We start from the raw sequence: 14,090 nt of genomic DNA, 5'->3' as shown, positions 1-14,090 counted from the left end.
GCCCGCGCCGCCGACGCGGCGACAGCGGCGGAGCGGTCGTACGAGGCCGAGCGCCGCACCGCCGAGGCCCTGGCGGGGGAGGAGCGGCTGGCGGAACTGCTCAGCCTGACCCCGGAGCCGCGCCCGGGCATCCCGCAGCCCCGCCACGGCGCGGCCAGCGAGCCGGTCACGCCGTCGGCCCCCGGCGAGCAGGGACTCACCGCCGAGGAACTCGACCGCTTCGCCGACGACCTGCGCGACCTGCTCGACGACGCCGTCTCCTCCGCCGAGCGGCAGCTGTTCGAGCTGCGTACGGCCGCCGCCGACGACTCCCGGATCCTCGGCGCGCTCGGCGACGGCGGGCTGCTCCCGCCCGGCCCGGACGTGCTCGCCACGGTCGAGTTCCTCGGCGAGCACGGCATCCCCGCGCTGCCCGGCTGGCGCTACCTCGCCCAGGCCGTCGACCCGGTCGACCACGCACGCGTGCTGGCCGCCCGGCCCGAACTCGTCGACGGCGTGATCATCACCGACCCGGACTCCCACAGCCGGGCCAGAGAGGCGCTGGGCGACGCCGCGCTGCTGCCCCGCTCCGCCGTGGCGGTCGGCACCGCCGCCGCGCTGCTCGCGCCGACCCCGGCCCCGGACGGCGACAGCGGCGACGTGTTCCTCGTGCCGCCGAACCCGGCCATGCACGACGAGCACGCCGCCGACGAGGAGCGGCAGGCACTGCGCGCCCGGGCGACCGAGCGGGACGAGGAGATCCGCAGGCTCGCCGCCCGTCTCGGCAAGGACCGCGAGCTGGCCGCTCGGCTTGCTTCCTGGCGCACGGGCTGCCCCGCTGGGCGGCTCGCCGAACTGGCCCAGGCCGCCCACGCCGCCCGGACCTTCGCCGAGGAGTCGGAGGCCGAACTGGCCGAGGCACGCACCGTGCGGGCCGAGGCCGACGAGGTCGCGGCCGAGGCCGCGCACGTCCGGGACGAGCGCCAGGAAGCCGCGCAGAAGGCCCGCCGCTCCGCCGACGCCCTCGCCGGGCTCGCCTTCCGGCTGCGTGAGCGGGCCGGCTGGCAGGTCAAGCTGCGCGAACTGGCCGACGAGGCGGCCGAGTCCGAGGCGAGCGCCCAGGCCTGTCTGGAGCGGGCCCGGGCCGCCGACGAGGACCGGCGTGCCGCCCAGCGCGCCGCCGACGACACCCGCCGTACCGCCCGCGCGCTGCGCGCGGAGCGCTCCGAGATCGCCGGCGCCCCCGACGACGTGCCCGAGGACGACGCCGAGACCCCCAAGGCATCCCTGCCTGCCCTGCGCGAGGCCTACCGGGCCGCGTCCCAGGTGTACGAGAAGGTGGGCGTGGGTGCCGACCTGCGCGCCGAACAGGCCCGCGCCGAGAGCGACGAGAGCGCGGCCCGCGCGGAGCTGGACCGGCTCAGCAACAAGGTCCGTACGCGCGCGGAGCAGCTCCTCGAATCCCCCGACGGTTCCGACGGGCCCAGCCGCCAGGCCGCGGCCGCCCGCGCCGAGGAGCTGGTGCAGCTCCTGGAGACGCGGATGTCGACCGCCAGCGAGCAGCTCGGACGGCTGCGCGGCGAGGCCGAACGCCTCGCTCCCGCCGACGACGGCGAGACGCACACCGACCTGCCCGAAGACCTCCAGCCGCGCGACGCCGAGCACGCGCAGACCCTGCTGCGCACCGCCACGGCCGAACTGGCCTCCCACACCGAGGCGCTCGACCGGGCCCGGGAGGCACACGCCGAACTCCTCGACGCCCACCGCGCCGCCGAGGACGCGGCGAGCGGCTTCGACGAGATCGCCGCCATGCTCCGCGACCTGCTGCGCGAGCACACCACGGACGAGGAGCACGACGAGCCCGAGCCCTACCCCGGCACCACGGAGGAGGCCCGGCAGGCGGCCGCCGAGGCCCGCCGCTCCCTGCGCGGCTGCGCCGCCGACCTGTCCGCCGCCGAGGCCGCCGTCCGCGAGGCGAGCGACATCCTCGTCCGGCACGCCAACTCCACGCGCTACGAGCAGGTCCGCACCCCGGCCCGCCAGCAGATCCGCGAACTGCCCGCCTCCACGCTGCCCGAGCACGCCCAGAAGTGGGCGGACGCCTTCGCGCCCCGGCTCCGCGTCCTGACCGACGAACTGGAGCAGCTGGAGCGCAACCGCGACTCGATCGTGGACCGCCTGCGCGGCCTCGTCGAGTCGGCCCTGGCCACCCTGCGCTCCGCCCAGCGGCTCTCCCGGCTGCCCGAGGGCCTCGGCGAATGGTCCGGTCAGGAGTTCCTCCGCATCCGCTTCGAGGAGCCCGACCAGGCCACGCTCACCGAGCGGCTCGGCGAGGTCATCGACGAAGCCACCCGCGCGGCCGTGAAGAAGAACTCCGACCTGCGCCGCGACGGCATGTCCCTGCTGCTGCGGGGCGTCGCCGCTGCATTGCAGCCCAAGGGGGTCGCCGTCGAGATCCTCAAGCCGGATGCGGTGCTGCGCGCCGAGCGCGTCCCCGTCGGGCAGATGGGCGACGTCTTCTCCGGCGGGCAGCTCCTCACCGCGGCCATCGCCCTCTACTGCACGATGGCCGCGCTGCGCTCGAACGACCGGGGCCGCGACAAGCACCGGCACGCCGGCACGCTGTTCCTCGACAACCCCATCGGCCGCGCCAACGCCACATACCTGCTGGAACTCCAGCGGGCGGTGTCGGACGCCCTGGGCGTCCAGCTCCTCTACACCACGGGCCTGTTCGACACCACCGCGCTGGCAGAGTTCCCCCTGGTCATCCGCATGCGCAACGACGCCGACCTGAGGGCGGGCCTCAAGTACATCAGCGTCGAGGAACACCTCCGCCCGGGCCTGCCGCGTGAGGCACCCGCCGGGGAAGCGGTACACAGCGAGATCACCGCGACCAGGATGTACAAGCGCCCGGTTTCCTAGGCCCGGGCGGTCGGCGGCCGGAGGTCAGCGACCGGCCGCCGGCCCGCGGGTCAGTCCGCCGTCGGCGCGGCGAGGGGAGCCGTGGCCGCCGACTCTGAACGGTGCTCGGCGAGCACGCCGGTCCGGTGCCGCTGGACGAACCAGTAGTAGGCGAACCCGCCGCCCGCGATGACGGCGACGAACAGCACCGCGCCCCAGCGCAGGTACCAGTGGTAGGGAGCCGCGGCGTTGTAGACCGCGGCGCGCGGCCAGATCAGGTTGAGCGTCATGGCGGCGCCCCACAGGACGGCCAGGATGTTGACCGGCAGACCCCAGCGGCCCAGCGAGAACCGGCCCTCGCCCGCGGGCTCCCACTTCCCGCGCAGCCGGGCGACCAGCAGCGGGACCGTGACGCCCAGGTAGGCCAGGTAGATCATGATGATGCCGATGCTGGTGACGACGGTGAAGATCTGCGGCTGACGGATGTTGACCACGAGGATCGCCAGCGCCAGGATCCCGATGATCACGGTCGGCAGGACCGGCGTCTGGAACCGCGGGTGGCACTTGGCGAGCTTCGAGGACGCGGGCAGGTTGTTGTCGCGGGCCATCGCGAACGCCAGCCGGACCGCCGCCGTGTGCACGGCGAGGGCGCACACCGTCACCGCGATCAGCACACACCACAGCATCGCTTTGCCGGCCGTCGGCCCGAGCACGTCCAGCACGATGTACTGCAGGCCGTCCGTGGACAGCTTCTCGCCCTTGAGGCTGGACACGCTCATCAACGCGAGCAGCAGGATCAGGCCGCCGAGCACGAACGACGCCACGATCGCCCGGATGATCGCACGCGGCGCGTTCCTGGTCGGGTCCAGGGACTCCTCGCCGAGCGAGGCGGCGGTGTCGAAGCCGTACATGACGTACGCCGAGGCCAGCGATGCCACCAGGAAGGCGCCCAGGTAGCCGTTTCCGTACCCCGCGCCGGTGCCGTGCGTCTCCATGACGACCTGTGGTCCGCGCGTGATGTGGACCGCGAAGAGGACGATCAGAACGACGGTGGCGATCAACTCGATGAACACGCCCGCCGTGTTGATCCGTGCCATCAGCTTGACGCCGAAGGCGTTCACGAGGGTCGTGAACAGGATCAACACCGCGGCCAGGATGACCGCGTTGGTCGCCACGTCGTACGTACCGGTGCCGTCCCCCACGAACTGGAAGAACGACGAGATCTGCGGCAGCGTCAACTGGTAGGCCAGCGCGACCGCCGATATGGACACGATCGAGGCGATCAGCATCATCCAGCCGGCCAGCCAGCCCAGATGCGGATTGCCGATCTTCTTCGACCAGTTGTAGACCGAGCCCGCCACGGGATAACGGGCGGCGAGCTCCGCGAAGCACAGGGCGACCATGAACTGGCCGACGAACACCATCGGCCACGACCACCAGTAGGCGGGGCCTCCGCTGCCGTAGCCGAAGTAGAACAGCTGGAAGGTGCCGGTCAGGATCGAGATGTAGCTGATCCCGGCGGCGAAGGTATGGAAGTTGCCGAGGGTGCGTTTGAGTTCGGGGCGGTAGCCGAATTCGGTGAGTTCGGCGTCGTCCCGGCCGTGTGGGTCGGTCGGCTCTGCGGTTGTTCTCATGGCGGAGTTCCTCAATGCGTTGCCTCTGCCTCAGGGCGATGTGGATCAGTTGTGTCAACCCTGGTGGGCGAGGCAGGTGTTGCGCCAGAGGTACTCCGCCTTGCGATGCCCGGCCCGTCTCGCGCGCTCACGTCCGGGACGGGAACCGGTCGGCTGCCCGGCACGGGCCGGCTGTCGAACGGCCGAAGTTCGCCCTGACCGACATGCCTGCGGACGACCACGCGAGCCGGAGCCACTGCCAAAGTGAGAAGGAGGAGGTGGCCCGAGTCCTAAGAGTGGGACAACTGCCCGGCTCCACCCCGGCGGCGTATCCGCCCCTGGGACCGCTCGGCGGCCCGCTCCTGCCGTCGGGTCCGGCGCCGCTCGCGCCGCAGGGCCCGCGCCGTGCTGCTCGGCACGGACACCACCCCGTTGCGCTGGTTCCAGACCTGGCGCGTCACCCACACGTCGAGCGCTCCCCAGGTGGCCGCGATCGTACTGACCACACTGCTGATCACCATCGGGAACGCCAGCCAGGAGCCGGCCATCGTGCACAGGAAGGCCACCATCGCCTGGAGCAGCGTCACGGCTATGAGGAGGACCGCCCGAACGGCCGCCGTCCGCACCGGATCCGGCAAGCGACGCCGGCGCGCGGGCTCCTCGACCCACAGGGGCCGATGGTACTGCTGCCGCTTGGCGTCACGACCCACCTCGTGCGCCAGGCCCTCCGTCTTCCGCCCCGGGGCGTGCGCCACGCCCCCGGGAATGTCGCGATCGGTCGCCTCGGGATCCCGATGCCCCGTCAGCTGCGCCCCATCCGCCCTGGGCGCACCACGCCGTTCCGCCGTGCCCATCACCCTGTCACTCCCCACCGCCAGCAGACCGCTCGCTCGCATCCGAAGACCCGTGCTTTCCAGTGGCTGCCCGGCTTGCGCTGTTTTACGCCGCCCAGGTGCAGGACGCGGCTCCTGTGGCCGATTCCGCCCCCGTTTCCCGTAAGGAAGGACGAACAACTCCTCACGAAGATTCCCGGAAACCGAAAAATTTCAGCCAACCGCCCTGGTGAAGTCAGGGGATTGGTCCGAGCCGCGACCACCGGTTTCGGGGAGACAACTCCCGCAATGCCCGGACAACTCGCCACGCCGCGTGGCTGGCGCGGAAGTTCAGGTTCCGGACCGGCTTTCGAGTTCCCTGCGGGTCGGTAGTAGGCTCGCGCCGTTTGTTGACGCACATGTGTACCCCCGGTAGCCGGGGGCCCGAGCTGGGGGAGGCCATGCGCTTTCGCGGGAAGTCCATCCGCCGGAAGATCGTGGCGCTGCTTCTCGTGCCGCTGGTGTCCCTCACCGCGATCTGGGCCTTCGCCACCGTGCTCACGGGACGTGAGGCGGGCGACCTGTTCAACGTGTCGTCCGTGGTGGAGAAGATCGGCTACCCCATCGAGGACACCGTGCGCGTCCTCCAGGAGGAACGCCGGCAGACGCTTGTCCACCTCGCCGACCCCCGTGCCTCCGACGGGCTCGCCGCGCTCCGCCGCAGCCGGACCGCCACCGACAAGGCCGTCAGCAGCATCCGCGAGAACGCCCGCAACCCTGATGTGCGCGACGCCATGGGCGCGGACACCGACGAGCGGCTGACCGCCGTCCTGGACGCCTTCGACGGCATCGAGTCGCTGCGCCGCAGTGTCGAGGACGGCACCGTCAACCGCACCCAGGCCCTGGACCTCTACAACCGGCTCGTCGACCCCTGCTACGTCCTCCTCGCCAACCTGCACGTGGTCGACAACGTCGAACTGGACAAGCAGTACCGCGCGCTGGTCAACCTCGCCCGCGCCCGCGAACTGCTCTCCCGCGAGGACGCCCTCCTCGGCTCCGCCCTGATCGTCGGCAGGATCTCCCATTCCGAAGAGCGGGACATCTCCGACCTCGTGGCCCAGCGCACCCTGATGTACGACGTCAACCTGCCGCTGCTGCCCGTGGCGGAGCGGGACCGCTACCAGAGCTTCTGGAAGAACGCCTCCTCCGCCCCCCTGCGCGTGGCCGAGGAAGCCGCCGTCTCCTCCGGGGCCGGAACCCCCCGCGGCGTCTCCGCCAAGGGCTGGGACAGCGCAGCCGGCAACGTGCTCGACGAGCTCGGCACCCTCAACGACCAGGCCAACGACCGCTACCAGGACCGCGTCCACCCCGTCGCCGTAGGCGTCATCGCCAAGGCGGTCATCGCCGGTGCGCTCGGCCTGATCGCGCTCCTGCTCTCCCTCTTCCTGTCCGTGCGCGTCGGCCGCACCCTCATCCGCGATCTGCGGCAGCTGCGTCTGGAGGCCCACGAGGCTTCCGGGGTGCGCCTGCCCAGCGTCATGCGCCGCCTCTCCGCGGGCGAGCAGGTCGACGTCGAGACCGAGGTCCCCCGCCTCGAATACGACAAGAACGAGATGGGCGAGGTCGGCCAGGCCCTCAACACGCTGCAGCGCGCCGCCGTCGAGGCCGCCGTCAAGCAGGCCGAGCTGCGCGCGGGCGTCTCCGAGGTCTTCGTCAATCTCGCGCGCCGCAGCCAGGTCCTGCTCCACAAGCAGCTCACCCTGCTCGACGCCATGGAACGCCGGACCGAGGACACCGAGGAACTCGCCGACCTGTTCCGCCTCGACCACCTCACCACCCGCATGCGCCGGCACGCGGAGGGCCTCGTCATCCTCTCCGGCGCCGCGCCCTCCCGGCAGTGGCGCAAGCCCGTCCAGCTCATGGACGTCGTGCGCGCCGCCGTCGCCGAGGTCGAGGACTACGAACGCATCGAGGTCCGCCGTCTTCCGCGCATCGCCATCAGCGGCCCGGCCGTCGCGGACCTCACGCATCTCGTGGCCGAACTCCTGGAGAACGCCACGGTGTTCTCACCGCCGCACACCGCCGTGCAGGTCCTCGGCGAGCGCGTCGCCAACGGTTTCACGCTGGAGATCCACGACCGAGGCCTCGGTATGGCAGCCGAAGCACTGCTGGACGCCAATCTCCGGCTCGCCGAGACGCCGGAGTTCGAGCTGTCCGACACCGACCGGCTCGGCCTGTTCGTGGTCAGCCGACTCGCCCAGCGCCAGAACGTCCGGGTCTCCCTGCAGCCCTCCCCGTACGGCGGCACGACCGCAGTGGTCTTCATCCCCGACGCCCTGCTGACCGACGACGTCCCCGACACCAACGGCATCGGATTCCGGCTCGACCGCCCCCAGCCGGCCCCGGAGAACGAGCCGCAGGACAGCCGCCGTGCCGCGCTGTCCCAGGCACCCGCCCAGCGCGCCGGCCTGCCCGCCTCCCTGCTGGACGGCCCGGTCGAGCTGGAGGCCCCCGTCGACCTGGAGACCATCGGCGATTTTCCCGGCGCCATCCAGGACGAGGACAGTGAACACGGCGGCCTGTTCCGCCCCCGCCACTCCCTCACCCGCACCCCGGACGAGACGGCGGGCCGCCGCACCGACCCGCGCCGGCAGAGCGCCGATGCCCGCGGCGCGGCGGACCGGAGCGACAGCGATGAGGAGCTCAGTGCTCCCGTCCCGCTGCCGCGCCGCCACACCCCCAAGCTGGTCAGCTCGCACGGGCGGCCGGTCACCGAGCAGCGCCCCAGGCGGGGGAAGACGGACGAGGAGACCACCACGGCCACCGGTCGCATGGAGCCGGGCCCCGCCTCCGCCCTCCCGCAACGCCGCCGGGGCGAGGAGCCCACGGCCGGCCGGGCCACCGGCCGGCCGGGCTCCGAGCCCGCGTCCGCCCTTCCTCCCCGGCGCCCCGGCGAGGACTCCTCGACCGGCAGCCGACGCGGGGACGCCCTGCCGGACGCGCCGCCGCCGCTGCCCGCGCGGCGTCGCGGGACGGAATCCGCCCGGCGTGGCATCGGCTCGGCCGGCCGCGACGAGGACCACACGCAATCCCCGGCCTCGCCCGGTAGTGCCGCCGGCAACCGGTCCGAGCCGCCCGCTCTGCCCTTGCGGACCCGCCGTTCGGAGATCGCCTCCAGCGGTCCTGACGGACCGGACCACGGCTCCGGCTCCACGTCGCGGGTCACCGGCGGGCCTTCGCGGGTCACCGGCGGGCCTTCGCGCCACGGGACGGGCTCCGGCGCCGCGGCCCGGGAGACAGGCTCCGCACCACCGCCCGGCTCCGGCTCCGGCTCCGCACCACCGCCCGGCTCCGGCTCCGCGCCGCTGCCCCGGCGGGTCCGCCAGGCCAGCCTGGCCCCGCAGCTGAAGCGGACCTCGGAGCCGCGTAAGGACGACAGGGCCGAGCCCGTCGAACGCGACGCCGAGGAAGTACGCAGCCGCATGGCATCGCTCCAGCGTGGCTGGCAGCGTGGCCGTGAGGAGAACGCCGAGGGCGATTCAGCCCACAGCGGCGCAGCACCACAAGGAACGACAGAGGGGGACGGTCGATGACCGCACCGAAGGCGACCGGCCACACCGCGACCATCAAGGGGGAGCTGAACTGGCTCCTCGACGACCTGGTGGACCGTGTCGCGAGCATCCGCAAGGCCCTCGTGCTCTCCGGCGACGGTTTGCCGACGGGCGTGTCCAAGGACCTGACCAGGGAGGACAGCGAGCACCTGGCCGCCGTCGCCTCCGGGTTCCACAGCCTTGCCAAGGGCGTGGGGCGCCATTTCGAGGCCGGCAACGTCCGCCAGACGGTTGTCGAGCTCGACGACGCCTTCCTGTTCGTGACGGCCGCCGGTGACGGTAGCTGCCTCGCCGTCCTCTCGGACGCCGACTCCGACGTCGGCCAGGTCGCGTACGAGATGACGCTCCTCGTGAAGCGAGTGGGCGTGCATCTGGCCAGCGCTCCGCGCACCGATCTGCCCGCAGGCGGGTAGTGGGATGACATGAGCGCTGACGGTCAGGGAAGAAGCCACTGGTTCGACGACGATGCCGGACCGGTCGTCCGCCCGTACGCCATGACCCGAGGCCGCACCAGCAGTCAGGGTCAGCACCGCCTGGACCTGATCGCGGTCGTGGTCACGGAGCCGCACGCGGACGATCCGGAAGCCGACCACATGCTCTCCCCGGAGCATGTGGACATCGTCGAACTGTGCCGCGACATCCCGCAGTCGGTCGCCGAACTCGCAGCGGAACTCGACCTGCCGATCGGGGTGGTACGGGTCCTCGTCGGAGATCTCGTGGACGCGGAATTCGTCCATGTGAACCGGCCCGTACCCCCTGCCGAGCTGCCGGACGAGAGTATTCTGCGCGACGTGATCAACGGCCTCCGGGCGCTGTGAGCAGCGTGGAAGCGGGGTACTGACGTGACTGGCTGGCAGTTCTGGGTGGACCGGGGCGGCACCTTCACCGACATCGTCGCCCGGCGCCCGGACGGCCGGCTGCTCACGCACAAGCTGCTCTCGGACAGCCCCGCACGCTACGCGGACGCCGCGGTCGAGGGCGTCCGCACGCTGCTGGCCGGCTCCGGTGATCCCGTCGACAGCGTGCGCATGGGGACCACCGTCGCCACCAACGCACTCCTGGAGCGCAAGGGCGAGCGCACCCTGCTGCTCATCACCCGCGGCTTCCGCGACGCCCTGCGCATCGCTTACCAGAACCGCCCCCGCATCTTCGCCCGCCGCATCGACCTGCCCGAGCTGCTGTACGAGCGGGTCGTCGAGATCGACGAGCGCATCGCCGCCGACGGCACCGTTCTGCGCGCACCCGACCCGGACGCCCTCGCCGGGCCACTGCAGGAGGCGTACGACGACGGGATCCGCGCCGTCGCGGTGGTCTGCATGCACAGCCACCTCCACCCGGCCCACGAACAGGCCGTCGGGGAGATCGCCGCCCGCATCGGCTTCCCGCAGATCTCGCTCTCCAGCGAGGCCAGCCCCCTGATGAAACTCGTACCCCGCGGGGACACCGCCGTCGTGGACGCCTACCTCTCGCCCGTGCTGCGCCGCTACGTCCGGCAGGTCGCCGACGAGCTCGAAGGCGTGCGGCTGATGTTCATGCAGTCCAACGGCGGCCTCACCGAAGCGGGGCAGTTCCGCGGGAAGGACGCCATCCTGTCCGGGCCGGCCGGAGGCATCGTCGGCATGGCCCGCATGTCGCAGCTCGCCGGCTTCGACCGGGTCATCGGCTTCGACATGGGCGGGACCTCCACCGACGTCTCCCACTTCGCGGGCGCCTACGAGCGCGTCTTCACCAGCCAGATCGCCGGTGTCCGGCTGCGCGCCCCCATGCTGGACATCCACACCGTCGCCGCCGGCGGCGGGTCGGTCCTGCACTTCGACGGATCCCGCTACCGCGTAGGGCCGGACTCGGCGGGCGCGGACCCCGGGCCCGCCTGCTACCGGGGCGGCGGACCGCTCGCCGTCACCGACGCCAACGTCATGCTCGGCCGGATCCAGCCGGCTCACTTCCCGAAGGTGTTCGGACCGGACGGCGACCAGCCCCTCGACGAGGCACTCGTCCGGGACCGCTTCACCGCCCTGGCACGCGAGATCGGCGAGCAGACCGGCGACGACCGCACGCCCGAACAAGTGGCCGAGGGCTACCTGCAGATCGCCGTGGCCAACATCGCCTCCGCCGTGAAGCGGATCTCTGTCCAGAAGGGCCACGACGTCACCCGCTACGCCCTCACCACGTTCGGAGGGGCCGGCGGCCAGCACGCCTGCATGGTCGCCGACTCCCTCGGGATCCGCACCGTCCTGGTGCCCCCGATGGCCGGAGTCCTGTCCGCGCTCGGCATCGGTCTCGCCGACACCACCGCCATGCGTGAGCAGTCCGTCGAGGCGCCCCTGGCACCCGCCTCCATGCCCGGCGTCCTCAAGACCGCCGAAGACCTGGAAGCGGCGGCCCGCGCCGAACTCCTCGCCGAGGACGTCCCCGAGGAGCACATCGCGGTCACCCGCCGCGCGGAACTCCGCTACGACGGCACGGACACCACCCTGACCGTCGAGCTGACCGAGCCCGACGAGATGCGGCGAGCCTTCGAAGACCGTCATCGCGCCACGTACTCCTTCACGCTGGACCGCCCGATCGTCGTCGAAGCACTCTCCGTCGAAGCCACCGGCATCACAGAACCCCCCGATCTCTCCGCTCTCGCCCCCTACGAAGCCACCACGGACGGCAGCCCCGAGACGCCGCGCACCGTCCGCCTCCACACCGGCGGCGCATGGCGCGGCGTACCCCTCCACCACCGGGAGGGCCTTCCCCCCGGCCACACCGTCACCGGCCCGGCGATCATCACCGAAGCCGGCTCGACGACCGTCGTCGACGACGGCTGGCGGGCCTCGGCCACCGACGACGGGCATCTGGTCATGGAACGCGCCGCGATTACGCAGAGTTCCGATCTCGACACGAAAGTCGACCCGGTCCTGCTGGAGGTCTTCAACAATCTGTTCATGTCGATCGCCGAGCAGATGGGCGCCCGCCTCGAATCCACCGCCCAGTCCGTCAACATCAAGGAGCGTCTGGACTTCTCCTGCGCCCTCTTCGACCCGGACGGAAACCTGGTGGCCAATGCCCCGCACATCCCCGTCCACCTGGGCTCGATGGGCACGAGCGTCAAGGAGGTGATCCTGAGGCGCGGCTCCCGCATGCGCCCCGGCGACACCTACGCCGTCAACGACCCGTACCACGGCGGTACCCACCTGCCCGACGTCACCGTGATCACGCCCGTCTTCGACACCCCATCGCCTGCCGACACGGAGAGCGACACGGCGGGAAGGACGGGGACCGACCCGGAGATCCTCTTCTACGTCGCCTCGCGCGGCCATCACGCCGAGATCGGCGGCATCGCCCCCGGCTCCATGCCCGCGGGCAGCCGCACCATCGAGGAGGAGGGCGTCCTCTTCGACAACTGGCTTCTCGCCGAGAACGGCCGCTTCCGCGAGGACGAGACGCTCCGCCTCCTCACCGAGGCGCCCTACCCCTCCCGCAACCCGAAGACCAACCTCGCCGACCTGCGCGCCCAGATCGCCGCCAACCACAAGGGTGTCGACGAGGTCGGCCGCATGATCGACGACTACGGTCTCGACGTCGTCCAGGCCTACATGAGGCACGTCCAGGACAACGCCGAAGAGGCCGTACGCCGCGTCATCGGCGCCCTCGACGACGGCGACTACGCCTACGAGACCGACTCGGGCGCCGTCATCCGCGTGGCCGTGCGCGTGGACCGCCGGAACCGTTCCGCGACGATCGACTTCACCGGCACGTCCGCGCAACTGCCCACCAACTTCAACGCCCCCTTCTCGGTCGTCAACGCGGCCGTCCTGTACGTCTTCCGCACCCTCGTCGCCGACGACATCCCCCTCAACGACGGCTGTCTGCGGCCCCTGCGCATCGTCGTCCCGCCCGGCTGCCTGCTCGCCCCCGAGCCGCCCGCTGCCGTGGTCGCCGGGAACGTCGAGACCTCCCAGGCCGTCACCGGCGCCCTTTACGCGGCGCTCGGCGTCCAGGCCGAGGGCTCCGGGACCATGAACAACGTCACCTTCGGCAACGAACAGCACCAGTACTACGAAACCGTTGCCTCAGGCTCCGGCGCCGGCGACGGCTTCCCCGGCGCACCCGTCGTCCAGACCCACATGACCAACTCCCGCCTCACCGACCCCGAGGTCCTGGAGTGGCGGCTGCCCGTGCGCCTGGAGGAGTTCGCCGTCCGGCGCGGGAGCGGCGGCGCCGGACGGTGGCACGGCGGGGACGGCGCGGTACGCCGCATCCGCTTCCTCGAACCCGTGACGGTTTCCACCCTGTCCCAGCACCGCCGGGTCCCGCCGTACGGCATGGCGGGCGGCGAGCCGGGCGCTCTCGGCGCCAACCGGGTGGAGCACGCCGACGGGACGGTGACCGCACTGGGCGGCAGCGACTCCGTGGACCTCGTCACGGGCGACGTACTCGTCATCGAAACCCCCGGCGGCGGAGGCTACGGCCGGCCGTCGCCCGACCCCCATCAAGCAGGAGAAGAGATCGATGATCTTCGGGCGTTCTGAGCGCGGCAAGCCACCGGTCGAGCCCGTCACGCTCAAGATCCTGGTGGCCGGCGGCTTCGGCGTGGGCAAGACCACGCTCGTCGGCGCGGTCAGCGAGATCAGGCCGCTGCGCACCGAGGAACTGCTCACCGAGGCCGGCCGCCCGGTCGACGACACCAGCGGTGTGGAGGGCAAGCGCACCACGACGGTGGCCATGGACTTCGGCCGGATAACCCTCCGCGAGGACCTCGTGCTGTACCTGTTCGGCACGCCCGGCCAGGAGCGGTTCTGGTTCATGTGGGACGAGCTCTCCGAGGGCGCCCTCGGAGCGGTCGTCCTCGCCGACACCCGCCGTCTGGAGGACTGCTTCGCCGCCGTCGACTACTTCGAGCGGCGTTCGATCCCCTTCCTCGTCGGCGTCAACTGCTTCGAGGGCGCTCCCCGTTACCCGACCGAGGACGTCCGTCAGGCCCTCGACCTGGACGAGGGCGTGCCGCTCATGATGTGCGACGCCCGCGACCGGGAGTCGGTCAAGGAGGCACTCATCGGCGTCGTCCAGCACGCCATGGCCTACGCCGCCGACCGTCGCGAGACCGTCACCGGCTGACGCGGCCCGGCCGGGTGCAGGCGGCGCGGCGCAGCCCCGGCCCGGGTACGCGCCCCGGCCGGGGTACGCGG

At 72.0% G+C, this 14,090-nt stretch carries 8 protein-coding genes; 6 read left to right on the top strand and 2 right to left on the bottom strand.

From position 1 onward, the window contains the following. Positions 1–2,901 (top strand): coiled-coil domain-containing protein (locus tag GTY56_RS36625; protein ID WP_524540181.1); only part of this gene is annotated, 2,901 nt, incomplete at its 5' end. Between the two features lie 50 nt (positions 2,902–2,951). Here the strand turns inward: GTY56_RS36625 and GTY56_RS36620 are convergent. Both GTY56_RS36620 and GTY56_RS36615 read right to left on the bottom strand, forming a co-directional pair. Beyond that, positions 2,952–4,514, bottom strand: a complete 1,563-nt coding sequence (locus GTY56_RS36620) for an APC family permease (RefSeq protein WP_161369583.1) — start codon at positions 4,512–4,514, stop codon at positions 2,952–2,954. Positions 4,515–4,783: 269 nt separating this feature from the next. Beyond that, positions 4,784–5,347, bottom strand: coding sequence for a hypothetical protein (locus GTY56_RS36615; RefSeq protein ID WP_275941678.1), 564 nt, complete (start codon positions 5,345–5,347; stop codon positions 4,784–4,786). A 419-nt stretch (positions 5,348–5,766) separates the two neighbouring features. Between GTY56_RS36615 and GTY56_RS36610 the strand changes: the two genes are divergently transcribed. Genes GTY56_RS36610 through GTY56_RS36590 form a run of 5 tightly spaced genes read left to right on the top strand, consistent with a single transcriptional unit; the run spans position 5,767 to position 14,019 of the window. Then, positions 5,767–8,898 carry a nitrate- and nitrite sensing domain-containing protein gene (locus GTY56_RS36610; RefSeq protein WP_161369581.1) on the top strand — a complete coding sequence of 1,044 codons (3,132 nt, stop codon included), beginning with the start codon at positions 5,767–5,769 and terminating at the stop codon, positions 8,896–8,898. Then, positions 8,895–9,329 (top strand): roadblock/LC7 domain-containing protein, encoded by a 435-nt coding sequence (locus GTY56_RS36605; protein ID WP_033309736.1) that lies wholly within the window; start codon positions 8,895–8,897, stop codon positions 9,327–9,329. The genes GTY56_RS36610 and GTY56_RS36605 overlap by 4 nt, the downstream gene beginning before the upstream one ends. Positions 9,330–9,338: 9 nt before the next feature. Beyond that, complete coding sequence (locus tag GTY56_RS36600; RefSeq protein ID WP_107458394.1) at positions 9,339–9,734, top strand: DUF742 domain-containing protein; 396 nt, start codon at positions 9,339–9,341, stop codon at positions 9,732–9,734. A 24-nt stretch (positions 9,735–9,758) separates the two neighbouring features. After that, positions 9,759–13,433, top strand: coding sequence for a hydantoinase B/oxoprolinase family protein (locus tag GTY56_RS36595; RefSeq protein WP_161369580.1), 3,675 nt, complete (start codon positions 9,759–9,761; stop codon positions 13,431–13,433). After that, positions 13,414–14,019 (top strand): GTP-binding protein, encoded by a 606-nt coding sequence (locus GTY56_RS36590; RefSeq protein WP_161369579.1) that lies wholly within the window; start codon positions 13,414–13,416, stop codon positions 14,017–14,019. The genes GTY56_RS36595 and GTY56_RS36590 overlap by 20 nt, the downstream gene beginning before the upstream one ends. Positions 14,020–14,090 lie beyond the last annotated feature (71 nt).

Source organism: Streptomyces sp. SID5643 (genome assembly GCF_009872555.1).
GTDB lineage: Bacteria > Actinomycetota > Actinomycetes > Streptomycetales > Streptomycetaceae > Streptomyces > Streptomyces iakyrus.
The sequence above is the reverse complement of the archived record's forward strand: the minus strand, read 5'-3'. Positions and strand labels throughout refer to the sequence as shown.